Raw genomic sequence first — 24,002 nt, 5'->3', positions numbered from 1 at the left:
TTAATCAGAGATTAAGACTTTCTTATGCATAACGGTTACGACGATTACGACCCATTCATTTGATTGATGCGTGGAACGCCATCATGAAAAACTCCGCGGCATGATCGAGACTACTCTCATAATTGGTGAATATATTTGGGAATATGTAAGGAAATAAAAGTGTTGAGTACGAAGATGTGAGTTTTAGCGGAAATTCAGACCGAGAGCCTACAGTCACCTAGGCTTTACAGAGTGAGCATCGATTGCATTGTCGAAATTGAGCGCCGACATGTTGAATTGTTGAGAAGGAGGGGAAAGTGTTAGGATGTGCGCTCATAATTATTATGTCTCTCATCAAGAACGTGAATCATGCGTTTTCTGCTGCTGAGTTCGTAGGTAGAATGAACCGTAGGTTTTTGACAGATGGACAAACAGGTAACTCTGGCATATCTTTCTCATCATATGTATTCATGTAAACTTTGGTGAATCTTTTGACCTGAAGTAGGTACGTTATGAAAGTACATGTGTCGATATTTATCGTATTGTCTTGCATTGTGGCTTGGAATGTGGCGTTGGCTGAACCCGTAACGGCTCTGTGTGAAGCTGTGAAGGAAAAGGCCTGGAAAGCCGAACAGATTGTTGCCGAGCGACAACGTGTTCTGCAGATTGCTCAAGGGAAGACACGCCTCGCTCAGGCAGAATTGGTAGAGTGTCGTCCTGGCGCTGTGTTTTCTGTAGGTCGTGCTCAACGATGTGCTCAAGCACAATCTGATGTTCCGCTTCACGTGAAGCTTCAACTTGAAGTCGAACAGCAATTAGACAACGCCCTGGCTGATCTTCATGTCAAGAATCAGTGGGTTGACCAAGAATGTCGTGCCGATGAATTGAATGGAAAGGCCCAAGATTTTCTCGTCAGGCTTTCTGCGCTTGAAGATGAGCTTATGGTTCTGAAAACTCTCCTTGAACAATTAGAACGTCCTTAACAGTTCCTTCCTCTTTCCTCATTTCGACTCTCAGTTCCTACCATGATCAACATGGAATGTCGTTTGGTCTTAACGAAGACGTTTCCTGTCTATTCTTTGGCCGCATGTTTAGAGTATTGGTGTGTAATTTCTGTCATTTCCATTAAATACAGGCTTGCGTGTGAGGCAAGTTCAACACTACCGCTCAACCTATGACGAGCGACAATATTGAGATTGTATGTAGCGCACGTCAAGGGAACATTTGAGGGAATGATGGCCGCTGAATGTTTTTTATAAACTTTTTCCAAATAGGCTTGACCTTTTAATTATTTAGGTTACATTAACGCATCCCAAAAAACAGTACATAACGAGAGTGGATACACCATCCTTTCTACGTGCCGAGATTTGTTTGCATGAAAATACATACTGTCCTGTTTCGACCAAACAATGTTGTCTTCATTTTACGAAGTATCTGTGATTGTCTGCGTTGATCGATATCTCTTGGGATATGAAGTGAGTTAGGCGAATATTCAAGAAGAACGGCATGCAATGTGTGTAAATCTAGTTTCAGTAACTCAATAGGAGAGAATGCCATGAACATTGTAAGAGTTTCGATGGTTGGGACAATTGTCATGTTAGGGATGGGATTGCTATTTGGTGGGTGTGCCTCACAGGCCCCCGTGAAAGAGCGAACTTTGAATCAGCTCGTGAAAGATGGCGATGGCCCGGAGTGGCTTGTAAGCGGAGGGAAATCGTTCAGTGGAGATAAAAAAGCATTTTATGGGGTCGGTAGTGCCGGAAGAGTTCGAAATCCTGCATTAATGCGAAGAAGCGCGGCTGCCCAGGCCAGGCGAGATATCGCCAGCCAGTTTAAAGTGTATGTGGCTGCGATGAATAAGCAGTATTTAGCCGATATTACTGCGGGAGATGGTGACGCGCATAGTGAAGAACAAGCGGTTACAGATACGATGAAAGAAATTACAGATGCGACTCTTCAGGGTGTGACCATTGAAGAGTATTGGGAGCATCCGGAGAGAAATGAGGCATATGCGCTGGCAAGACTGGATTTAGATGCCTTTTTAGAAAAAGTTAGAAACTATGCAAATGCGAAGGATGAGTACAAAGAATTGTCGGAAAAGGTGCGGGAGCGTGTAGAACGTAATGCTGAAAAAGCTTTTGATGAACTTCAGGGCGAACTTGATAAGCGTTGATATCCTTTCGCAGATTTAATTGTGTGAAGAGCGAGGAATGAAACATCAAAATCGAAGATATTGCGTTGGAATTCTATTTCGCTGCCTCCTGCTCGGAGGGTGTTTCTTGAGTGAAAGTTGTGGAGGTGGAGGAGCGATGAAGCCAGAATTAGGAGATCCACCTCCCCCTTGGCTCGTGGACCTTCCTCAAGACGAAGGGACCTTATGTGCCACGGGGATCAGTGGTCCGACTTATTACCCAGAAGATTCGATCATGAATAGTAAGACGCAGGGGCTCAGCGAGCTCGGACGTTCACTGAGATCTCTAGTTAAATCACAGTTACTTGTGCAAGAGTCTGGAGGCTCAACTCACTTTTCGGATCTTCAGATTGAGGATGCGGTGGCTATATCAAGTGAGGAGTTTTTGGAGTTGGCAGAAGTGAAAAGTCGGTGGGTCAATCCTGGTGGATATCCAACGTATGGAACCAGAGGAACCGTCTATACCTTGATGTGTATTCCGTTATAGTGACAGGAAGAGACATGCGGCCAAATGCTCAAATTTGGTTCAAGTAAAGAGATGCTGTGTATAAAGAGGAGATAACTGTATGTCACGACAATCGCATGCAATTTTTCTGAGTATTACCGGGGCTCTACTTGCGTGTTTGACAATCTTTCTCTCTGCTGCAGTGTTTGGTGCGATGTCCAGTCAAGAATTTTGGTTGATCACTCCTGAAGAGGCAGCCATGAAACCGGCACAGCCCAATAGCGATTCGTTGAATGATGATCCCTTCAGTGAAATAGGTCGAGAGATGATGAAAATTGGCCCAATTGTTGAGGTGGTGAAGCCCGGCACAGATAGTACCATTGGGTCACCTGTTGAGGTTCTGATCCATTTCAAGGAGCGGTTAGCAAAAGTTAATTTGGGTAGCCTACACGTGGAAGTCGAAAAGTTTATCAATATCGATATCACAGATCGTGTGAAACCCTATGCAACGGATACAGGTATTCATATACCCGATGTTCCACTTCCATCGGGAGAACATACGATCATTTTTTATATTGAAGACACAAAAGGAAATCCCACGGAACTGAACGTCACCATTAGTGTGGCATGAACATTCATGGCATAAAGACACTGCTTGTCTTTGAGGAGAGAAGGGGATGGAAATCATGAAACAGGTTCTTCTAACCCTCTGTGTCGTGTTGTCATTTCCAGTAGGACTGTCTTGGGCAGGCGAGTGGCATGAAGTCTACTCAGAAAAAGCTTCCTCTGTCGTGTATATTCTTGGCTTGAATAAGGGCAAGGGTACAGGAGGAAGCTCAGGGACTGGCTCGGTCATCGATGGGAAGGGAACTGTCCTAACAAATGCCCATGTCGTGACGGACAAGAAAAAGAGAGCCCCTTATTCAAAATTGCTTGTGTTTCTGAAGCCAGATCGGATTGTAGGAAAACCGCAGAAGGATTTAACGAAACAATATGAGGCTGAACTCATCGCGATCAATCAGACGTTTGATCTGGCATTATTGAAAATTGTACATCCGCCTCAGAACCTTCCTGTGATGAAACTTGGCAACCCCAATCATGTTGTCATTGGGGAGAACGTCGCGGCTATTGGACATCCTGAACAGGGAGGGCTTTGGTCTCTGACCACTGGGGTCGTTAGTGCAGAGTTTGAAGATTTTAATAATCGTAAGGGATGGAACCTTTTCCAAACTGATGCGAGTCTCAATCGGGGGAATTCTGGTGGCCCATTGGTGAACCGCCTAGGAAATTTGATTGGCGTGAATGTGTTGGTCGCTCGCATGGCAAAAGATGGTTTTGTGATCACCGACATTAATTTTTCTATTAAATCAACGGTTGTACAGCAGTGGTTAAGCGATCAAGGTGTTGACATATCCTTTGCAGAATCTTTTGATACGCCACAGAGTCAGCCAGATAAAAAACGTCGACGCAAGGTTCGAGGGAATCACCGAGATAGGTCTACTCAAGAACAAGAACCCCAGTCTTCAGAGGCAGAAGTGAAAAAGGGACCAAAACTTCTGACCGAACCTCATCCCTATGATGAGGCCCAGGTCTTGGAATGGTACGCGCGGTTAGAGCAGGACTTGGACGAAGATGCCGACGAGATGCGCGGTCTGATCGATCGGTTTCGAAAAAGATGAAATCAAGCGAGCCGTTGCTGACAACGATATTTAAAGGTATGAGCCTCCAACTATTTCCTATTAGAGAATATTCTTGAAAGCTATTCATCCGAAGAATTTGTCAAAAATTTCCTGGCATGGAAGGAGAAAGCACACATGGATCAAAGTGGGATTGCCTCAACCCAGTATGCTCAGTTTGCAAAGTTAGCATTTGTCCTCGTTGTTTTATTCTTGATGACGGGTTGTATTTCACATCGGCCTGTTGCGCCTGATACCAACTGTGATTTGCCGATTGGAGAGGCGCATGCAAGTGGTGGGCTAAACTTTACAAAATTGAACGACCAAATGTGTGAAATGTTTACATTTTTCTGTAAAACACGGGTGACTCGTAAGGCCATCCTTCAGCCAGCCGAAATTGATATCACCGGGTATAAGAATATTGCATTTGCCGAGATTGAAGGCAATGCAGGTGCTGACTTTTCGTCGGCATTGATGGAGCAAATGGTGAAAAACAAAGCTCTTCATGTCGTTGATCGAACGCAATTAACGAGTCTTCTTAGTGAAATTGAGATTGAGCAAGAAGACTTATTTGATTCAAGCAGTCGGGCCAAATTGGGGAAATTGCTTCCAGGGACAATTTTGGTTATTGGCGAGGTGAACTATGACTATAAAGAACATGTCGATGATGCTATTGATAACTGTGTTGATCCCTCAACGCAAAGTATGAAACGTTGTACGAAATCGACTCGAACCGGTTCAGCGGCGGTGAGGGGACAAATTCATTTCACTGAAACCGAAACCGGCCGACAAATCCAAGTCAAACGGATTTCAACATCCGCAACGGCCAGTACCGAGGTCATTACGGGTTCTCCACCTCAAATCAGTCTTGTCGAGTTGAATGATCAAGCCGTGACAAAAGCTGCAGATGATGTGATTCGATCAATTATTCCCACGAAACAAGATCGGACGCTCCTTTTTTACGTGCACAGTGATGTGAAAAAATTGGACCGTGGCATTCGCGAAGCCAAGGCAGGAAAGCTGGAAAATGCGAAAAAGTTTTTTGCTGAAGCCATTGCCGATATTGAATCAGATCCCACCATGAATAATACAGCCTTAGGTGCCGCCAAGTTTAACCTCGGAGTGATTTTGATGTATGAACGAAAGCACGACGAGGCAGAAAAACTCTTTTCAGGGGTCGAAGACGTGGCATTAGGGGAATTTCCAGTCCCTGTGATGAGAAGAACAAACGACTGTTTAAAGCAGAAAGATGAGGAACTACAAACAGGAGCAGATGTTATGTCATTGACCAGGAAAAAGTATGTATGCGGTTGATTGGGTATGTCGTTACGTAAATTCGATTTTGGGTATCGATAATGTACTGCCCTGTCATTTTTCGAGAATGACGTATATTTATTCATGGATTTAAAGTAGAGATATGAACGTATATAGAGAGCTTTCATCTTTGTCGAAAAGTCGTATAGCATGGTTTAGTTGCATGAGTCTGTATCTCCTGATGGTTGGGTGTATACCCAAAGCCCAAATTATATGGGAGGAATCGAAACCTGAGCCATCATGGGTTTCAAAGATAAAAAAAAATAAAACCTATTTTTATTACCGTGGCTCGACTGTTAAAGCCGAATCATTAGAGATAGGAGAAAAAGCCGCTCGGCAAAATGCCTATAGTCAGGTTACAGAGTACTTGAATACAACCCTTGAGAGTGTGTATGAAGGCGAAACTACGGATTATGATCAAAACATCAAGGATGTTATTAAAGCGAAAAGTGCAGGCTTAATTAAAAAGGCTGAAGTTGTTGATACTTATCACAAGAAAATGACTCGAGTGGATAAGGGGTACACATTAGAACGGTACGATGTTCATGTCCTGGTCCGCTACCCCAAGAGCGAGGCCGAAAAAGAACGAAACCGACAGGAAGAAGAACTCCAAAATAATGTCCAAGCAGCTTTTGCTCTTTATCAAAAAAGCAAGGAATATGAAACAACAGGAGCCTATAGACAGACTCGACGATTTTCGCGAGAAGCTTTAAATATTTTAACAAAAGTCCCTGGAGCCATTCCTCTAGGACAGGGTGCTATATCGAATAGTCGAGAATTAGAATCTCTGTTGCGAACACAAGAACGTGATGCTATCAAACATTTGCGAAGGGTAATGGTTTGGGTCCGAGAACCTTCACTTGGTGAGGGATACCCTCATTCTCCTCTCGCAACTCGTCTGAAAGCAGTGTTATCTCAACATGATTTCACTGTGGTAGATCATCAGAGTTTAGACCCATCGACATCGTCAATTGCCTCAGCTCTCGAAGGTGATCTGACAATCTTAACAAGCCTTCAAAAACAAGGAGTACAGTACCTCATCGTAGGTCGATCATCGACCGTATTTAGTAGTACGATGCTGAACCAGCACATTTTTGATGCTCATGGATCACTCAAGGTATTTGAGACAAAATCAGGAGATACCATTTTAACGATTCCCATTAAACAACGAGGGAATCATAAGGACCGACCTCGTGCCAGTCTTAATGCGTTAGAAGAAGCTGGGGAGGCCACTGGCAAGATATTGGTGAAGGAATTCCTAGCCAGAGAGAAAGATTAGCAGGCTTTCTACTGATGAATGGTGAGTAATCATATTAGACAAAGCTTTGCTGATCTTCATGTCAAGAATCAGTGGGTTGACTAAGAATGTCATGCCGATGAATTGAACGCGAAGGACACGGAATTTCCTCCTCAGGCTTTCTGCGCTTGAAGATGAATTTGAAGCACTCAAGTCTCTCATGGGACAACTCAACGACTAATCTGTGAGTGTCAAGCCCTATCCCCTCTTTTGAGTAATAGCCTCTCTTCCTCTCAGTATGCGAAATTAAGCGTCATTGTTCATTATGATGATTTGACGTCTTCTACGTATACTTGACACATCGTGAATTCATTTCGTCACAGCCCTCTCCGTCATTTGATTCTGAGTGTCGTGCTGACTCTGGGGGTGGGGCTGTACCTGTTCTGGACAATGTTCAAATACCTGCCTGATGACTCCGGAGTTCAAGAGTCTGTTGTGCCAGGTGAGGTGGTGCAAGGCTGGGCCCAAACATTTCCACATGCACCAACATTAGCTGCGGCACTTACAACAAAACATTTTCGTGATGGACGAGACCCTGAAGTGTGGGTGGAAGATATGCGGGAACTCTGGTCGCAATTGCAGTTTCGTTATCGGACTGGACAGGTCCAATCAGGATGGACGCATGGGGATACAGCGCTTGTGATCTTTCACGCAACGAGCACCAGTGTCTGGGGGGAACACACGAGACGAGAGGAGTATCGATTAATCAAAAATGATCGAGGTCAATGGCTTCTCGATCAGTTTCGGTTAATGAATGATCAGATTTTGTAAGTGTTCTCATTCATTACCATTCTCTGTATGAGAGTCCTGTGTTTCGCTTCGATGACACGTATATGCTCTTGTTGGAATGGTCATCCATTTTTGTTTGCGTTATGAGCCAATATATCCAATCCCGTTTAGTCGGAATGTAGAACTTTCGTTATCCAAACCCAACCGAAGACGAAACATGAAACGAGGGTAAGCATTAGATCGATGGATTCCATGAGGGTGCACTCCTGATGTGTGGTTTATCGTCAAGTCTTCAGTAGGGTGCGCAGATCACAGCATGCCTCGATATTCCGCTAAAGAACTATGGAGCCATGGTGCAAATGTGTATTCTCACGAAACTTTGTGTAACCAAGAGCAACTAATATTTTTCAATATATTGTGTTGTTTGAGAGTGAGTGCATGTCATCGTGCCATTGCTTGAAAATCGAGTCTGACCCTTATACGGCGTTGTGTGGGCATAAGCGGGACGTTACCCTTAGGTGATGGTCCTTTGTGCGTGTTCTTTTTTGTTGCTTTTTTTTAAATGGTAGGCTATCGTTCCTCTTACCGTAGCTATCTTCTGTGGGCCTGGTAGCTGGGTGTCGAATGGGATGGCCCTGAATAAGTGTTGTTTTGCTATAGAACTTATTTTGGAAGTCAGACCACAGTCGCCGTAATTGAGCGTGCTCGGGTTTTTCCTTCCACATTCTGTATTGCAAAACAACAATTGTTAAATCAAAGGAGGAACCCGATGGGTTCAAAAATTTACGTCGGAGGTTTGCCCTATTCGGCAGTCGACCAGGAGTTGTCTGACTTATTTAGTCCGCATGGGAATGTGGAGTCAGCTCGAATCATTATGGATAAGTTTACCGGACGATCACGAGGGTTCGGATTTGTTGAAATGACTACCGACGAAGAGGCTAAGGCGGCTATTGAAGCGTTGAACGGAACAGAGATGGGTGGCCGGACCTTGACGGTGAATGAAGCCCGTCCGCAAACACCTCGTTCACGAGATGGTGGCGGGTTTGGTGGCGGCGGCTATGGTGGCGGTGGGGGCGGACGAAGGTTTTAACGAATCAGAGTCATGTACCCATAGCGACTGCTTGACGAGTTTGATCATGATGCAGGGGGTCTTTTTTCCAAAGGCCCCCTGCTTTTTTTTGTTCAACAATAAGATGTTACTTGGAGGTCTCACACGTGGCTTGATCATCGGAGTGAATACCGTGATAATGAGCCTATGGACGTTTTTGTCAATTATCGTGAAATTAAATATACATCAGTATGCTTGGACACGATACATGCAAGACCTCGTGGTTCTCACATCCATTCGAGATTGTCACTCAATAGTCCAACTGATCTCTGTATGAGCGGTGTTACACGCTTCACGAATATAGAAGTTATAGCCGTTCCACGATACGTCTGTCTGTACGACGCGTGTCGTTGCGCTGTGACTATAATGTTCATTCGGCTGAAAGTTTTTTGGTTTCGCTATAATTGAATTGGCTATAAATCTGTTATGAATTGGATAATCTTATGAGCGATCATGATAATCGTATCGACGGTCATCCTCATCCGTCTAAAAACCCGGCTCGTTCTTCTCCTTCCAGTCAGTCGTCAAGTCCTCTTGTTTTGCTTGATGAATGTTTAGCCTCACTGCCTGAAGGAGATCATCGTATTGCTTTGCTTGGGAAGCTCAAGCAGCTCATATTGCAGCAAGGAATAGAGCAGCAGCAGCGTGAGATGGAAGTAAAAAAACTGAATACCGTTGTTGAAAAGTTAACGGCGCCAGCCAATCGAATTGGTACGCTTGTTGATTTACCGGAAGATGACATGGCGCGGATTATTGTCGGGGGAAGTGAATTTTATGCCAATATCGATCCTCGGCTTGAGCGTGCAGACTTACTGAGTGGTTCCCAAGTTCTCGTGAATGAAGCCTATGTGGTGATTCGGTCATTAGGGTACGATGTGAATGGTCCAATTCTCAAAGTTCGGGAAGTGCTGGCTGATGGACGGCTTCGAATGGATCAAGAACCGGGTCGTCAGGGCATACTGTTAGAACGAGCGGCTGAGTTACGCGACACAGAGTTTAAGCCGGGTGATGAAGTGCGTGTTGATCCGTCATTGAGGCTGGTAATTGAACGACTTGAGAAATCGCATACGGAAGGACATATCCTTGATGAAGTGCCATCGGTGACGTGGGAGCATATTGGTGGTCAGAAGACTGCAATTGCCGCGATTCGGCGAGCAATAGAATATCCTCTCCTTCATCGTCAAACATTTCAACAGTATCAATTTACACAACCCAAAGGATTTTTGCTTCATGGTCCCCCGGGATGTGGGAAGACATTGATTGGGCAGGCCACGGCAGCCAGCTTGGCGCACTTAGTGAAAGAGAAAGCTGAGGCCTTAACAGGCGATCAGGTACGCGAGAGTGGCAAGGATAGTTTTCCTCCGATAGAGCGAGGAAGTTTTCTCCATGTCAAAGGTCCTGAAGTGTTGAATATGTGGGTTGGCGAATCCGAACGAATTGTGCGAGACCTCTTTGCGCAAGCTCGCGAACGTCGTCAGGCCGGTTTCTTACCGTTTATTTTCATCGATGAAGCGGAGTCCATTCTTGGTACGAGGCGTGCTGCTCGTTCGTACAATGTCGCCAATACGCTTGTCCCCATGTTTTGTGCAGAGTTAGATGGGATTGAATCGCTTCATGATGTTGTGGTTATTCTTGCCACGAATCGTCCTGACCTGATCGATCCGGCGGTGTTACGGCCAGGCCGAATTGATCGAAAGGTGAAAATATCCCGTCCGGATCGCGAGGCGGCTACGGAAATTCTCGGTATCTATTTATCCTCAGAGATTCCTCTTCATGCTGATGCCATTCAAGCCTTCGATGGTAATCGTGAGTTAGCCCGGCAGGCAATGATTGCAACATTGCTTGATCGAGTGTTTGCTCGAACCGAAGAAAATCGGGTTCTGGCCATTCGTTTACGAAATGGTCGTCGAGACATTCTCTATCGTTGTGATTTGTTAAGTGGTGCCGTGTTGGCCAGCATTGTCCGTCGAGCGAAGGAAAAAGCTGTGGAACGTGAGATTGAGGGAAAGGATGGAGGAGTTTCGGAGGAAGATTTATTCCTTGCAGTGAATGAAGAGTTTCGTGAAGGTGAAATTTTCCCACCAGATGATTCAGCTGAAGAATGGTTGAAATTACTGGACCATCATCCGGAGCAAGTCATTGGCGTGTCCTCGTTTCGGGGAGAAGCATCAACGACCGAACAACACATTCATACGATTATTTAACGCAATGTCCACTTCACTGAGACTATTTGGTATAGAAACCGAGTATGGAATTACCCGCGAGGATCAGCGTGATGTTGATCCTGTGGTCGAGTCTATGGAGTTGGTTCGTGCACATCTTCAGGGGGAATTTGAGCAACAGTGGGACTATCGTGGTGAAGATCCTCATGCAGATCAGCGTGGTTTTCGAGTCTCTGGTTTGCAACAGGATAAAGAGGAAGAAGAGTTTGTACAGGAAGATGCTCAGCGATCGTTGTCCTTTTACGAGATGAAGAGCGATTTAGTCTTACGTAACGGAGCTAGGTTTTATAACGATCATACCCATCCAGAATATTCAACTCCTGAATGTCGAACGCTGCGTGACCTTGTGGCCCATGACCGAGCAGGCGAACGCATCGTGCAACAGGCTGCGGATCGCCGCAATCGGGACCTTGGTTGTCCAGCCGTACAACTCTATAAAAATAATACCGACTTTCACGGCCATAGTTATGGCTGTCATGATAACTACTTGGTTGCTCGCGCAATTCCATTTTCGGATTTACAAGCCGCCTTGATTCCCTTTTTAGTCAGTCGTCAAGTGGTTGCCGGTGCAGGGAAAATTGGAACGGAAAAACAAGAGCAGGGGTATCAACCTGGTGGGTTTCAATTATCACAACGTGCCGATTTTATGGAGGTATCGCTTGGCGTCGATACCATGTTTAATCGGTCGATCTTGAACACACGAGATGAACCTCATGCTGATCGAGAGACGTATCGTCGTCTACACTTGATTGTCGGGGATGCGAATATGTGTGAGTATGCGACCGCACTCAAAATTGGCACGACCCGGCTTGTTTTGGATTTAATTAGTCAACATGCCGCACCGGTTGTGGAATTAGAGAACCCGGTCCTGGCTATTCAAGCGTTTTCGCGTGATTCAGATCTCAAGACTGTTGCGAATCGAACCCAAGGTTCTCCGGTTTCGGCTTGTCACATACAGGCACTCTATTTAGAGGCCGCTCAAAAGGCGTTGGCAGGTGTCGATGAAGAAACGGACTGGGTTCTCGCTGAATGGGAGCATGTGTTGACACGCTTAGAGCAAGATCGTATGACATTGGTTGGTGTCTTAGACTGGGTGACCAAATTATCGTTGCTCGAGCGTTTTCGACAAGAGGAACAGTTGGAATGGTCGGATCCTTGGCTTGCGAGTTTGGACCTTGAATATCATAATGTGAATCCCGAGCGTGGTCTGTATTTAGGCGTAGAAGCCGAAGGGCAGGTCAAACGCTTGTGTTGTGAAGACGACATTCTAGCAGCGATGAATGAGGGGCCTGCCGATACGCGGGGAGGAATTCGAGGTTTGTGCGTCAAACGATTTGGGCAACAGATACAGACTGTACAGTGGGAGCGAATTCAATTTAAGTCAGATTCCGCAACGTCACAGGTTCTTGATCTGAATCATGCAGTCGAACCGACTGCGGTTGAGGTCATCAAATCCGCCATTGATCGTGCGGGGAACCTTTCCGAAGTAGGAGTGTTATCAACGAGAAAGAGGGGACATATATGATGAAGTCTATGCTGTTTCACAATGGGCAACGAGTAGGACTGAGTGAGTCATCTCATCCTATTAGTCTTGAACGACGAGAGCAACCGATAAACCCGATTTCCAAGCCATCAGGGCCCTCAGAAGATGGCGGCGGACCTAAGCGGCCCGACACGGAATCAGGTGAAAAGGATAATCTTTTAAAACGTATGCGCAAGGTTGATCCCAAGCAAGCCGAGCGTTATCGACAACGGACAGGGGAGTAGTCATTGTGGGACGACAAGGGGATTTCATACACATGTTGCGAGAGCAAGGGTATCCGTTTGATACATTGCACGTTCATCACACACAGGGTTCTTCCATCTCAAGCGACCACCATGTCCAACACGCGATGATTAGCCAAGGGACGACGGTTCTTGCGTTTAAGTATCAGGATGGTGTGATTGTTGGCGGAGACCGTCGAGCGACTGCGGGTATGACGGTCATGTATGATCGAACGGATAAAGTGTTAGAACTTGATCGATTTTGCGTGATGGCTATTGCTGGCGTTCCGGCCACTGCATTCGAGATGGCGCGAATACTTGAACATTCATTTAAATATTATCGTCGAAGCCAGCTTCAAGATTTGAGTTTTGAAGGAAAACTTCGCGCTTTGACGAAACTCCTCAAAGAAAATGCCCCAGCTGCATTAGCCGGGACTGGTACCGTGGCTCCGGTATTCGCCGGGTTCGATGTCGATGAAGCTGTGGGGAAAATTTTCTTTTACGATATTCTCGGAGCTGAGTTTGAAGGAGTCGATTATGCAGTTTCTGGGTCTGGGTCATCGACAATTCGTGGGATTCTTCATTATTTACATCGATGGGGCGAGACGCCGCTCTATCAACTTCCAGAGGAGCAAGCCATAGTTCTGCTCATGCGTTTGTTGAGTAGCGCAGCTGAATTTGATGCAGCGACAGGTGGGATTAATTATGAGGCAAACATCTTTCCAATTGTCAAACGTATTTCCTCGAATGGGGTAGAACAGATTGCCCCTGAGCGTTTAAAAACACTCTGTGAGTCGCAGGTGATTCGTTATGTATGAAGAACCCTATCGATGGATTGAGGCAGTTGGCAATCGGCGTCAATATTTGGATGATCAATTTAAACAAGGCAGTCCGGTTGTTGCGCTTTCCTATGATGACGGCATTTTGCTGTTGACTGCGAGTCGCGGGACCCCGAAGCTCTATGAAATCTATGATCGCATTGCATTGGGTGGGATGGGACATCCAGCTGATTTGGAAAAGTTACGGTTTCAGTTGTTGGACATGGCGCACCTTGAAGGCTTTAATCGTTCACCATCTGATGTGACGGGGGCTCGGCTTTTAAAAAACGGTCTGGCTCCAATAGTCAAACAAGCTTTTGAGGAAATATTCAAGGCCCCGTTTATCGCTAAAATGCTTTTGGCTGAATTAGGCGGGGACCGGGAGAAAGACCGGTTTCTGAGCATCGATTACGATGGCACATTTGAAGAGTCGGAAGTCTGTGCAATCCTGGCCGGGACTCATTCGATTCAAGCGCGGCTGTTGGATGAGCTGAGAAAACGAATTGGAGAGACAGCGCCTTCAATCAATGAAGCGATTGATATTGCTGTGAGAGTGTGGGCGAAAGGATCGTTGTTGCATACGACCATCTCTTCCGATACGAACAATAATGAAAAAGTGTCTGAGCGACAAGAGAAGGCAGGAACGGTGACAGAATTTGATGATGAAGACGTGCAAAGTCATGTGCAGAAGAAGTTGACTGACGTTACGCTTGAATGCTCTCTCATCGATCGTCATCTGTCTGGATCCTCTAAGTACCGTGTTCTGTCTGACGATGACGTGACGGGCCTCCTTCCACCGGTGCTGCAACCTGTTCGATAATTCTTCATTCATTACACGAAAGCTTGTTCATGTTACATCGCATTTTTGGAATTGAAACCGAGTACGGGCTTCTGATTAATGAGGAACAACCTGATCGTCCTCCCTCATGGATTGCCCACCAAATTATTGACCATCTGTTTCGGACGAAACGGTCTGGTGTGTTGGATATGCACCATCGTGGCTATGATGAACCGCCTGGCAATGGCGGATTTCTCTTGAATGGCGGGCGAATGTATGTCGATATGGGGCATCTGGAGTTTGCCTCTCCTGAGTGCCATTCGTTACGAGATCTCGTGGCGTCCGATCGTGCTGGTGATTGGTTGCTTCAAGATGCGATTGAAGAGTTAGGTTTGTCCGACAATGTTTCTGTGATTAAGAATAATATTGATCATGAAACGGATGCCACATTTGGGTGTCATGAAAATTATTTAGTCTCTAGGAATTTTCCATTTAGCTATAACGGATTGGGGAAACTTATTCCATTTTTGGTCACCCGACAGATTTTTACGGGGGCAGGACGCATTGGCTCAACTGAGAATGTCGATGGATGGATTCCTCTTGAACAATTATCACGTGAGTCAAATTTAATGCAGCAGCCTTCGAATCGTCTGACTGTACCTTATCAGATTTCTCAGCGAGCGGATTATATCGTCAATGATTTCTTTGAATGGGTGCAGCATAATCGAGCGATTATCAATACACGCGATGAGCCACTGGCAGACCCCACGCAATTCCGTCGTATTCATTTACTCGTTGGGGATTCAAATCTCTCTGAAATCGCGACGGCTCTGAAGATGGGAACAACAGGACTCGTTCTCCAACTCATTGAAGATGGACATGCGCCGACCGGATTGGACTTCACTGATCCTGTCGAGGCACTTCGACAGGTCTCTCGCGATCAGGAACGAACATGGATGCTCACGTTAGCAACGGGTGAAACGCTGTCTGCGATCGATATTCAAGAACGGTTTTTGGAATGTGCGCAGACACACTATCAGGGACAAGATGAAGAAACCGATTGGATCTTGCAGGAATGGAAAGAGGTCTTACGCGATCTGCGAGGTGATTATAGGACGCTGGTAGGACGAGTGGATTGGGCGTCAAAGTTGTGGTTGTTGGAGACATTCCGCCAGCAAGAACATGTAGACTGGGAAGATCCGTGGCTCAAAAGTCTTGATTTGGAATATCACAACGTCGATCCACAAAAAGGTTTATATTTTGGACTGATGGAAGAAGGTAAGGCACCGTGCGTGACAACACGCGATGCGATAGAACTGGCGAAGTATTCCCCTCCACGCGATACTCGAGCGTTTGGTCGTGGAGAAGTCATTCGTCATCTCGCAGATTCTTCTTGGTCTGACATGCAGGAACCTGAAGATGAAGAACGACAATTTCCTCCCTATGTCATTAATTGGTCAGTGTTTCAAGTGCGTGGGAGTAAGGCCTTCCTCATGCCAGACCCTTTCCGATCTTATGTTCAGGAAGTTCGAACCCACTTGAAACTCTAACTAAATTATTTCGCGCTCATACGACCTGTTGAAAGTATTCAATCGTCTTCGACAGTCCTTCTTCCAGTGAGACCTTTGGCTCCCAATTCAGAACAGTTTTTGCTCGTTGAATATCAGGTCTTCGAACTTTTGGATCTCCGATGGGAAGCGGGAGATGCTTGACCTCACTGTTTGACTTTGTCTGACTCAAGACCATCTTGGCGATTTCAAGAACCGTGAGTTCTCGTGGATTGCCAATGTTGACGGGATAGTGAATCGTGACTTTACTTTCCGTTGTCCCTTTGACCGTTGGTTCCTCGCCCACAGATGTGGCTGGTCCATCATTTGGCGCCATCAGCAAGGCGACAATCCCTCGTACAAGGTCGTCAACATAGCAAAAGCTTCGAGTTTGTGAGCCGTCTCCATAGACGGTTAGTGGGTTTTTCTGTAAGGCCTGAACGATAAAGTTTGACACAACACGTCCATCTTTTGGTCGCATTCGTGGCCCAAACGTATTGAAGATTCGCACGATCCGCGTATCGAGTCCATGGAAGGTGTGGTAGGCGGTGGTGATGGCTTCCCCAAAGCGCTTGGCTTCGTCGTACACACCACGAGGACTAATGGGGTTTACGTTTCCCCAGTAGGACTCTGGTTGCGGATTGACGAGCGGATCGCCATAGACCTCCGATGTACTGGCAAGAAGAAACCGTGCATTTTTCGCTTTGGCCAATCCCAAGGCTTTGTGAGTGCCTAAGGCTCCGACTTTCATGGTTGCAATGGGGAACTCTAAATAATCTTGTGGGCTGGCGGGCGAAGCAAAGTGCATGACCGCATCTAATTCCCCATCCACATGCAGATAATCACACACGTTATATTTGATGAAACTGAAGCGATCATGTCCCATTAAATGAGCAACATTTTCTGGTCGGCCCGTGATAAAGTTATCCATACCAATGACGTCGTGTCCTTGCTGAATCAGCAGGTCACACAAGTGACTACCGAGAAACCCGGCACCACCCGTAATGAGAATTCTCATACGTATTCCCCTTTAGTAAATGACTGATAAATTAAAGATAATGAAGAATTTTCCTTACAGACTTCTTGCGGTAATTCCTCTATCTAGTAGATAATCATAACTGATAATTATGCTGATACAACAAGTTTCTCCATCATTTTCTCTTTCCCGCCGCTCCTTGCTTACACTTGGAAGTGTGACAAGTGTATTCGGACTATTGCCGGGTTGCGATTTAGGAGGTATGTTTGCTGTCCCACCAAGAGAGACCGTGTATTTTACGTCAAATGATAAATTTTATACCGTGAATTTTTCTGATTCTCCCTATAACTTTTCACGAGATATTGATATAGAGCAATGGCAGCTGCTTGTCAAAGGTGAAGTGCAACAGCCCACAGTATTGAACTGGAGAGACATTTTAAATCGTACATCATTTGATCAGGCTGCTACCTTGATGTGTATTGATACGCTTCCGGGAGGGAGCAGTCTTGGAAACGCCATGTGGCGTGGTATTTCATTAAAATCGCTCTTGCAAGATGCTGGGGTCAATACGGACATCGCGCGTGATGTCATTTTTCGTGCGGCTGATGGTTATCATGATAGCATTCCATTTACCCGCGCCATGCAAGATGACGTCATGCTTGCCTATTTAATGAATGGTGAAAAATTGCCACAAATGCATGGATTTCCTCTTCGTCTTGTGGTTCCTGGCCTCTATGGTATCAAGAATGTCAAATGGATTACAGAAATTGAAGTGTATGCCGGGGATTACAAAGGCTATTGGCAGCAAAAGGGGTGGACAGACGAGGGAACGATTAAAATTTTCTCCCGCATTGACAGTCCTGGGCATTATCAAGTTATCCATGGCCTTTCGCAGCGTCTTCGTGGTCTTGCCTTTGGAGGGCCTCGAACGATCCAGGAGGTGCAATTGAGCTTTGATAAGGAAAAAACCTGGGTTTCAGCCGAGATCGAACCGCCTCTCTCACCCTATACCTGGGTGATTTGGAATTATGATTGGGCTGCGCCTGCACCTGGAAAACATATGGTGTTTGTGCGTGCGATCGATATAGATGGAAAAGTTCAAACATCGGAAATAGCGAGACCCCAACCAGCGGGAGCAAGTGGTTTGCATTCAATCATATTGGATGTGAAGTCGGCATAATCAAGAAAGAGGGCTTTATGACTCTGAGCTTTTCCACGTTGATTGAATGAACAGGTCTTGAAGTTGACTCGAGCTGACAGGGGACGGCGCTTCAGTCAACGGACACTGAGCTTTTTGTGTTTTGGGAAAGGGGATCACGTCCCGGATAGATTCCGTCTTTCCGAGAAGCATCATCAGACGGTCTAATCCCAAAGCAATTCCTCCATGTGGTGGAGCTCCAAGTTCCAATGCTTCCAAAAGAAATCCAAACTTTTCCCGAGCCTCCTCTTTTTGAATTCCCAAGAGATCAAAGACTTGTTGTTGAAGCGTGGCTGAATGAATTCGAAGGCTTCCTCCCCCTAATTCAAATCCATTGAGGACCAAGTCGTAGGCCTCTGCACGTACGTGAAGGGGATCGGTATCTAAGAGGGGGATGCTGTCTCGGGCGGGGGAGGTAAACGGATGGTGCAGCGAGATATAGCGCGAGGATTCTTCATCGTATTCGAACATTGGAAAGTCCAGAACCCAGAGAGGTTTCCATGTGTCGGTTTGGATGAGTGTCAGTTCTTCTCCAAAATAGGTTCGTAAGCGGCCAAGAACTTGATGAACAATGGAAGGGGTATCCGCTACGCATAACAAGAGATCGCCAGGTTGTGCCTCGGGTAGGAACTGTTGAAGTTGTTCAGCCTTGAGGAATTTTGCAATGACGGATTCGAGTTTCCAGTTTTCAAGAATTTTAACCCAAGCCAGCCCCTTTGCCCCAAAGTCCTTTGCGATATCAACGAAATGATCCACGCGACTTCTGGTAAACTCCGCTCCTCCCTTCACCACGAGCCCTTTGACCATACCTCCGGATTCAACGGTTGTTCGAAATACTTTAAAGTCGGATGACTGTGAAAACTCGGAAAGATCTTCAAGCGGGAGATTAAACCGCAGATCAGGTTTATCGGTTCCATAACGTGCTATGACGTCGTTATAGGTGTACCGAGGAAATGGGTCCTGAAGCTGAATGCCCTTGGTATGGTGAAACACCTCTCGAATCAACTGTTCTGTCAGCGTCAAAATCTCTTCTTGTTCCACAAACGATAATTCAAGATCGACCTGAGTGAATTCAGGTTGACGGTCAAGGCGAAGATCTTCATCCCGAAAGCATCGCGCAAGTTGAAAGTAGCGATCAACCCCACCCACCATCAAGAGTTGTTTGAATAATTGAGGAGACTGTGGGAGAGCAAAAAACTCGCTGGGGTTCACACGGCTTGGAACAAGATAATCTCGCGCACCTTCCGGCGTGCTCTTCGTTAAAATTGGTGTCTCAATTTCTACGAATCCCTTTGCATGGAGCACGCTTCTGATCTTGTGAGAAACATCTGAACGGAGTGCTAATAATTGCTGCATTTTCGGGCGACGCAGGTCGAGGTATCGATATTTCATCCTAATAGACTCAGATGCCTGCACATCATCTTCTACTGTGAATGGCAACGGTTTCGACTCATTGAGAATGGTGATGGTTGTTGCCCGTACCTCAATTTCTCCAGTTGGAAGGTGTGGATTCACGGAATCGTCAGGCCGTAACGTGATCGTTCCTGAAATTTCTATGACGTACTCGTTTCGCACTTGGCTGGCAATTTGATGTGCCTTGGGTTGTTGTTCTGAGTCAAAGACAATTTGGGTGAGCCCCTGTCGATCTCGAAGGTCGACAAACAAAATTCCGCCATGGTCTCGTCGACCATCCACCCACCCACTCAGGGTCACGGTTTGCCCTACATGTGTTTTCTGCAATTCTCCACACCGATGCGTTCGTATCACAATGACTCCTCGTGACAGCGTTGTCTAGACGTTACTCTTCTTCACTCTCTTCTGTTGGCCAGGCTTTGAACCGTATGCTAGTGATCGTTTCTTGGTACTTTTTGCCCAGAGAGCCTTTTTCTTAGTCTGTGTCGCTTTCTGTGGTTCGCGAGGTGCCAGCAGAAGGTCTCGTAGCGCATTGGCTTCTCGATCTGTAAGGTGTCGACTATTTCCAACGGACAGATTGCCTAAACTCAACGGGCCAAATTTTGTACGTTTGAGTTTGAGTACCAGATGGTCTACTGCCTGGAGCATACGTTTCACCTGGTGATTGCGTCCTTCATGAATGGTCATTTCAATCCACGAATTGACTGCAACTTTCCGCACTTTTCTCACGCGTGCCGGGGCCGTTGGACCATCTTCCAAGGTTAGGCCTTCCTCTAATTGTTTGATGGCGTTCTCTGAGAGCTGGCCCTTAATTTTCACGAGATAGGTTTTTTCGACATGAAAGCGTGGGTGCAAACATGCTTGTGCGATTTCCCCATTATTTGTGAGGAGCAAGAGCCCTTCGCTATCGTAATCAAGACGTCCAACAGGGAAGGTTCGAACAGACTTTTTATCTAACAGGTCGCCTATCGTCGGGCGACGTTCTGGGTCTTTCATGGTGGAGACATACCCTGCAGGTTTATGCACCATCAGAAACACATCTGGAGGGGGTGGCTTGAGATGACGTCCGTTGACTTTGATATGATCGCGTTTCGGGTCGACGCACGTTCCCATGACCGTGACCGCTTTTCCATTGACCGTCACGCGACCTTGTTTCATGAGAAGTTCGGCCTGTCGTCGAGATGTGATTCCCGATCGGGCAATAACTTTTTGAAGGCGTACTTCAGTTGGTGGTTGAGAGAGCATCATTCCCACTCAATCGTTCCTGGGGGTTTTGAGCTAATGTCGTAGACAACACGATTGACGCCGGTGACTTCATTAATGATTCGATTCGAGAGACGTCCTAAGAGGTCATGTGGCAAGTGAGCCCAGTCGGCTGTCATACCGTCGGTACTGGTGACCGCTCGGACGGCAATCACTGATTCATAGGTTCGCTGATCTCCCATGACACCGACTGTACGAATTGGGAGTAATACGGCAAAATATTGCCACACGTCACGAGAAAGTCCAGCTTTCATAATTTCATCAGTGACGATGGCATCGGCTTCACGAAGCATCTGCAAGCGCTCTCTCGTGATTGATCCGAGAATCCGTATCGCGAGCCCTGGGCCTGGAAATGGTTGGCGCCAGACCAGATCTTGAGGTAGTCCTAATTCAAGACCAAGCTTTCGTACTTCGTCTTTAAATAATTCTCTCAATGGTTCAATCAATCGTAGTTTCATACGAGCCGGCAGTCCACCAACGTTATGATGCGTCTTAATGGTTGCGGACGGTCCGTTCGTACTGACGCTTTCGATGACATCCGGGTATAACGTGCCTTGCACAAGGAAGTCGACCTTACCTATGCGTTTCGCTTCGGCATCAAACGACTTAATAAATTGCCGACCAATAATTTTCCTTTTTCGTTCGGGATCCACCGTACGACCAAGTGCTTGTAGAAATTCATCGGTGTTATCCAGCATGTGGACGGGCATTTGGTATTGGGTAGAGAAGGTGTCTTTAAGCAGGGAGACTTCATTTTTTCGCATAAGCCCATTGTCAATGAAGATGCAGGTCAATTGGTCTCCAAGGGCCTGATAGGTCAAGGCGGCGGCTACGGTTGAGTCGACTCCACCGCTCAGCGCACAAATGACTTTGCCTGTGCCAACTTGCTGTCGGATATCATGAACCGCTTGCTTGATAAAAGATCCCATCGTCCACGTGGGACGACAGTGACAGATCTCGATTGAAAAGTTGGACAGAATATGTTGGCCGTATTCCGTATGAGCGACTTCAGGGTGAAACTGCAAACAGTAGAACCTGTGTTGAGGCTCGACGCGTTTGATGGCTGCGATAGGGGAATTGTGCGTATGCGCAATTATTTCAAATCCCGTTGGTAATTGGTCGATGCGATCACCGTGTGACATCCACACATGAAATGGGACATCTCTGGAGAGACCATGAAAGAGGTCGGCGTTATCATCAATGACAAGTTCCGCACGTCCAAACTCTCGCTGTTGAGCTTGTCCGACTTTTCCTCCAAAATGATGTGTTAAAATCTGCATGCCATAACAAATGCCTAAAATAGGAATACCGCTATTCAGAATGGAAGCATCGGGGCTGAGTGCTCCTTCTTCGAGAACACTTGCTGGCCCTCCCGAAAGAATTATTCCCTTCGGGTTATGAATCAATATGTCTTTGAAAGGTGTGGTCGGGGGGAGAATAATGGAGTGAACGGATAATTCTCGAATGCGGCGTGCAATCAGTTGGGTGTACTGAGATCCGAAATCAAGGATAACAATTGTATCGTAGGAAGACTCCATAATAAGGGGTGCCTCTTCTCGACATGGTCGGTCTCTGCTATGAGAGAACCTTACTCCACATCAGCGCGATAGTTTGGAGCTTCCTTGGTAATCACCACATCGTGGACGTGGGCTTCACGGAGACCAGCTTGAGTAAGACGGGTAAATTTTGCTTCCTTTTGGAGTTGTGGAATTGAGCGACAGCCACAATAGCCCATGCCGGCTCTCAATCCGCCCACGAGTTGATAGACAAGCGCGGATAACGTGCCTTTATAGGGGACCCGCGCTTCGATCCCTTCTGGGACGAGTTTGGCCAGGGGTTGACCTTCTTGAGCATATCGATCCTTACCTCCACGTTCCAAGGCGCCTAATGAGCCCATGCCGCGATATTCTTTATAGGCGCGGCCTTGAAACAAGACCATATCTCCAGGAGATTCTTCTGTCCCGGCAAATAATGATCCAATCATAATCGAGGAAGCGCCAGCGGCTAACGCTTTTGTGATATCACCAGAATATTTTACGCCACCATCAGCAATGATGGGGGTCCCTTGGTCATGGAGGACTTTAGCACAATCTGCAATGGCTGTTAATTGAGGAACTCCAGCACCTGACACGACTCGAGTCGTGCAAATCGAACCTGGTCCAACCCCAACTTTCACGGCATCGACTCCACAGTCAAGAAGGTCTTTTGCCCCTTCCGTGGTGGCAATATTCCCCGCAATGACATCCAAGTCGGTATATTTCTTTTTGACAAACTTCACCATGTTCATGACGCTTTGTGAATGTCCGTGTGCCGTATCAACGACGATGATATCCACGCCCGCTTTGACTAAACGGTCTAGCCGTTCTTCTGCGTCTGGGCCTACTCCAATGGCGGCCCCGGTGCGTAATCGCCCATGAGCATCTTTGCAGGCTGAAGGATATTTAATGCGTTTTTGAATATCTTTAATGGTAATGAGCCCCTTCAGTTCAAAGTCATCATTGACGACGGGTAGTTTCTCTATCCTGTGTTCATGAAGGATTTCACGCGCTTTTTCGAGGCTTGTGCCTTCTGGAGCCGTAATGAGATTTTTTTTGGTCATAACCTGAGCGACTTTAAGGTCCATACGCGTTTCAAAACGTAGATCGCGATTGGTAAGAATGCCAACCAGTTTTCCATTTTGCGTGACTGGTATTCCGGAAATACGATAGGTCGCCATCAAATGACGGACATCACGAATTGTTTGGTCTGGAGAAATGGTGACAGGTGAGAGGATCATGCCACTTTCTGACTTTTTGACCTTGTCGACTTCTCCAGCTTGAACTTCCGGGGATAGTGCTCGATGCATAATGCCAATTCCACCTTCCCGTGCAAGTGCAATGGCTAAACGACCTTCTGTCACCGTGTCCATGGCAGCACTGAGTAAGGGGATGTTGATTTTGATGTTCTTGGTCAGATGTGTTGTGGTATCCACTTCTGTCGGGATGACATCAGATCGAGCTGGCATGAGCACAACATCATCAAATGTTAAACCGATTCGAATTTCTTGTTCCCACATAATCTATGCGACCTTTTAGTTTTCAGTGATACCAATGATCGTTGATAGCCTACCTATTATAATGCTCTCGGATGGCATATGGTCCATTAATAATAGCAGGCAGTTATAGCCGTTCAAATATGAAACGTTGTACTGCGTGGAGCTATAGCCGATTCAGTTATACCGAAACGATAAATCGCCACTCTGTACAAGTTTTCCATCCAATACGTGATAGAAAACGTCAAGCATT

At 46.4% G+C, this 24,002-nt stretch carries 21 protein-coding genes; 16 read left to right on the top strand and 5 right to left on the bottom strand.

Annotated elements, in window-relative coordinates:
• The first annotated feature begins 491 nt into the window (after positions 1-491).
• The 15 genes from ACWHX8_RS10760 to ACWHX8_RS10690 all read left to right on the top strand — a co-directional run bounded on the left by ACWHX8_RS10760 (position 492) and on the right by ACWHX8_RS10690 (position 15,871).
• Positions 492-962, top strand: coding sequence for a hypothetical protein (locus tag ACWHX8_RS10760; protein ID WP_447968125.1), 471 nt, complete (start codon positions 492-494; stop codon positions 960-962).
• Between the two features lie 572 nt (positions 963-1,534).
• A complete protein-coding gene (locus ACWHX8_RS10755; protein WP_447968124.1) occupies positions 1,535-2,152 on the top strand; it encodes an LPP20 family lipoprotein in 618 nt (205 codons plus the stop codon).
• A 136-nt stretch (positions 2,153-2,288) separates the two neighbouring features.
• Positions 2,289-2,657 (top strand): hypothetical protein, encoded by a 369-nt coding sequence (locus ACWHX8_RS10750; protein ID WP_447968123.1) that lies wholly within the window; start codon positions 2,289-2,291, stop codon positions 2,655-2,657.
• A 79-nt stretch (positions 2,658-2,736) separates the two neighbouring features.
• On the top strand, positions 2,737-3,246 hold the full coding sequence (locus ACWHX8_RS10745) for a hypothetical protein (protein WP_447968122.1): 510 nt from the start codon (positions 2,737-2,739) through the stop codon (positions 3,244-3,246).
• Positions 3,247-3,301: 55 nt separating this feature from the next.
• Entirely contained in the window at positions 3,302-4,294 is a 993-nt protein-coding gene (locus ACWHX8_RS10740; RefSeq protein WP_447968121.1) for a S1C family serine protease, read from the top strand.
• 135 nt (positions 4,295-4,429) lie between these two features.
• Positions 4,430-5,605, top strand: a complete 1,176-nt coding sequence (locus ACWHX8_RS10735; RefSeq protein ID WP_447968120.1) for a CsgG/HfaB family protein — start codon at positions 4,430-4,432, stop codon at positions 5,603-5,605.
• A gap of 163 nt (positions 5,606-5,768) precedes the next feature.
• Positions 5,769-6,884, top strand: a complete 1,116-nt coding sequence (locus ACWHX8_RS10730) for a hypothetical protein (protein WP_447968119.1) — start codon at positions 5,769-5,771, stop codon at positions 6,882-6,884.
• Positions 6,885-7,205: 321 nt separating this feature from the next.
• Positions 7,206-7,673: a hypothetical protein gene (locus ACWHX8_RS10725; RefSeq protein ID WP_447968118.1), complete on the top strand. Its 468-nt coding sequence runs from the start codon at positions 7,206-7,208 to the stop codon at positions 7,671-7,673.
• 727 nt (positions 7,674-8,400) lie between these two features.
• Positions 8,401-8,721, top strand: a complete 321-nt coding sequence (locus ACWHX8_RS10720; RefSeq protein WP_447968117.1) for an RNA recognition motif domain-containing protein — start codon at positions 8,401-8,403, stop codon at positions 8,719-8,721.
• Positions 8,722-9,182: 461 nt separating this feature from the next.
• On the top strand, positions 9,183-10,943 hold the full coding sequence (locus tag ACWHX8_RS10715) for an AAA family ATPase (protein ID WP_447968116.1): 1,761 nt from the start codon (positions 9,183-9,185) through the stop codon (positions 10,941-10,943).
• Positions 10,944-10,947: 4 nt separating this feature from the next.
• Entirely contained in the window at positions 10,948-12,486 is a 1,539-nt protein-coding gene (locus ACWHX8_RS10710; protein ID WP_447968115.1) for a proteasome accessory factor PafA2 family protein, read from the top strand.
• Positions 12,483-12,728 carry a ubiquitin-like protein UBact gene (locus tag ACWHX8_RS10705; protein WP_447968114.1) on the top strand — a complete coding sequence of 82 codons (246 nt, stop codon included), beginning with the start codon at positions 12,483-12,485 and terminating at the stop codon, positions 12,726-12,728. The genes ACWHX8_RS10710 and ACWHX8_RS10705 overlap by 4 nt, the downstream gene beginning before the upstream one ends.
• 32 nt (positions 12,729-12,760) lie before the next feature.
• A complete protein-coding gene (locus ACWHX8_RS10700; protein WP_447968113.1) occupies positions 12,761-13,543 on the top strand; it encodes a proteasome subunit alpha in 783 nt (260 codons plus the stop codon).
• Positions 13,536-14,363, top strand: a complete 828-nt coding sequence (locus ACWHX8_RS10695) for a proteasome subunit alpha (protein WP_447968112.1) — start codon at positions 13,536-13,538, stop codon at positions 14,361-14,363. The genes ACWHX8_RS10700 and ACWHX8_RS10695 overlap by 8 nt, the downstream gene beginning before the upstream one ends.
• 29 nt (positions 14,364-14,392) lie before the next feature.
• Positions 14,393-15,871: a proteasome accessory factor PafA2 family protein gene (locus ACWHX8_RS10690; RefSeq protein ID WP_447968111.1), complete on the top strand. Its 1,479-nt coding sequence runs from the start codon at positions 14,393-14,395 to the stop codon at positions 15,869-15,871.
• 16 nt (positions 15,872-15,887) lie between these two features.
• Here ACWHX8_RS10690 and ACWHX8_RS10685 read toward each other — a convergent pair whose 3' ends face one another.
• The gene (locus tag ACWHX8_RS10685; protein ID WP_447968110.1) at positions 15,888-16,886 is read right to left on the bottom strand and encodes a UDP-glucuronic acid decarboxylase family protein; all 999 of its coding nucleotides are present in this window, start codon (positions 16,884-16,886) and stop codon (positions 15,888-15,890) included.
• A 220-nt stretch (positions 16,887-17,106) separates the two neighbouring features.
• Between ACWHX8_RS10685 and ACWHX8_RS10680 the strand changes: the two genes are divergently transcribed.
• On the top strand, positions 17,107-18,024 hold the full coding sequence (locus ACWHX8_RS10680) for a molybdopterin-dependent oxidoreductase (protein WP_447968109.1): 918 nt from the start codon (positions 17,107-17,109) through the stop codon (positions 18,022-18,024).
• Positions 18,025-18,039: 15 nt separating this feature from the next.
• Here the strand turns inward: ACWHX8_RS10680 and aspS are convergent, their stop codons facing one another.
• From aspS to guaB, 4 genes are read right to left on the bottom strand one after another with little or no spacing between them, the layout of a single operon-like run.
• Positions 18,040-19,809 (bottom strand): aspartate--tRNA ligase, encoded by a 1,770-nt coding sequence (gene aspS / locus ACWHX8_RS10675; protein ID WP_447968108.1) that lies wholly within the window; start codon positions 19,807-19,809, stop codon positions 18,040-18,042.
• Between the two features lie 24 nt (positions 19,810-19,833).
• A complete protein-coding gene (locus tag ACWHX8_RS10670; protein WP_447968107.1) occupies positions 19,834-20,703 on the bottom strand; it encodes a pseudouridine synthase in 870 nt (289 codons plus the stop codon).
• Positions 20,700-22,256, bottom strand: a complete 1,557-nt coding sequence (gene guaA, locus ACWHX8_RS10665) for a glutamine-hydrolyzing GMP synthase (protein ID WP_447968106.1) — start codon at positions 22,254-22,256, stop codon at positions 20,700-20,702. Before guaA ends, ACWHX8_RS10670 begins: the two co-directional genes overlap by 4 nt.
• Positions 22,257-22,306: 50 nt before the next feature.
• Complete coding sequence (guaB, locus tag ACWHX8_RS10660) at positions 22,307-23,773, bottom strand: IMP dehydrogenase (protein ID WP_447968105.1); 1,467 nt, start codon at positions 23,771-23,773, stop codon at positions 22,307-22,309.
• Between the last annotated feature and the right edge of the window lie 229 nt (positions 23,774-24,002).

This window comes from Nitrospira sp. M1 (assembly GCF_965152605.1).
This window is presented reverse-complemented; position numbering and strand designations above follow the sequence as displayed.

Excerpts from the sequence above, each read along its gene's own strand:
- ACWHX8_RS10700 (WP_447968113.1), top strand. The coding sequence starts at position 12,761 with ATGTTGCGAGAGCAAGGGTATCCGTTTGATACATTGCACGTTCATCAC.
- ACWHX8_RS10755 (WP_447968124.1), top strand. The coding sequence starts at position 1,535 with ATGAACATTGTAAGAGTTTCGATGGTTGGGACAATTGTCATGTTAGGG.
- ACWHX8_RS10710 (WP_447968115.1), top strand. The coding sequence starts at position 10,948 with ATGTCCACTTCACTGAGACTATTTGGTATAGAAACCGAGTATGGAATT.
- ACWHX8_RS10695 (WP_447968112.1), top strand. The coding sequence starts at position 13,536 with ATGTATGAAGAACCCTATCGATGGATTGAGGCAGTTGGCAATCGGCGT.
- guaA (WP_447968106.1), bottom strand. The coding sequence starts at position 22,256 with ATGGAGTCTTCCTACGATACAATTGTTATCCTTGATTTCGGATCTCAG.
- guaB (WP_447968105.1), bottom strand. The coding sequence starts at position 23,773 with ATGTGGGAACAAGAAATTCGAATCGGTTTAACATTTGATGATGTTGTG.
- ACWHX8_RS10705 (WP_447968114.1), top strand. The coding sequence starts at position 12,483 with ATGATGAAGTCTATGCTGTTTCACAATGGGCAACGAGTAGGACTGAGT.
- ACWHX8_RS10745 (WP_447968122.1), top strand. The coding sequence starts at position 2,737 with ATGTCACGACAATCGCATGCAATTTTTCTGAGTATTACCGGGGCTCTA.
- ACWHX8_RS10750 (WP_447968123.1), top strand. The coding sequence starts at position 2,289 with ATGAAGCCAGAATTAGGAGATCCACCTCCCCCTTGGCTCGTGGACCTT.
- ACWHX8_RS10735 (WP_447968120.1), top strand. The coding sequence starts at position 4,430 with ATGGATCAAAGTGGGATTGCCTCAACCCAGTATGCTCAGTTTGCAAAG.
- ACWHX8_RS10690 (WP_447968111.1), top strand. The coding sequence starts at position 14,393 with ATGTTACATCGCATTTTTGGAATTGAAACCGAGTACGGGCTTCTGATT.
- ACWHX8_RS10740 (WP_447968121.1), top strand. The coding sequence starts at position 3,302 with ATGAAACAGGTTCTTCTAACCCTCTGTGTCGTGTTGTCATTTCCAGTA.
- ACWHX8_RS10720 (WP_447968117.1), top strand. The coding sequence starts at position 8,401 with ATGGGTTCAAAAATTTACGTCGGAGGTTTGCCCTATTCGGCAGTCGAC.
- ACWHX8_RS10670 (WP_447968107.1), bottom strand. The coding sequence starts at position 20,703 with ATGATGCTCTCTCAACCACCAACTGAAGTACGCCTTCAAAAAGTTATT.
- ACWHX8_RS10730 (WP_447968119.1), top strand. The coding sequence starts at position 5,769 with ATGAGTCTGTATCTCCTGATGGTTGGGTGTATACCCAAAGCCCAAATT.
- ACWHX8_RS10685 (WP_447968110.1), bottom strand. The coding sequence starts at position 16,886 with ATGAGAATTCTCATTACGGGTGGTGCCGGGTTTCTCGGTAGTCACTTG.
- ACWHX8_RS10760 (WP_447968125.1), top strand. The coding sequence starts at position 492 with ATGAAAGTACATGTGTCGATATTTATCGTATTGTCTTGCATTGTGGCT.
- ACWHX8_RS10680 (WP_447968109.1), top strand. The coding sequence starts at position 17,107 with ATGTTTGCTGTCCCACCAAGAGAGACCGTGTATTTTACGTCAAATGAT.
- ACWHX8_RS10715 (WP_447968116.1), top strand. The coding sequence starts at position 9,183 with ATGAGCGATCATGATAATCGTATCGACGGTCATCCTCATCCGTCTAAA.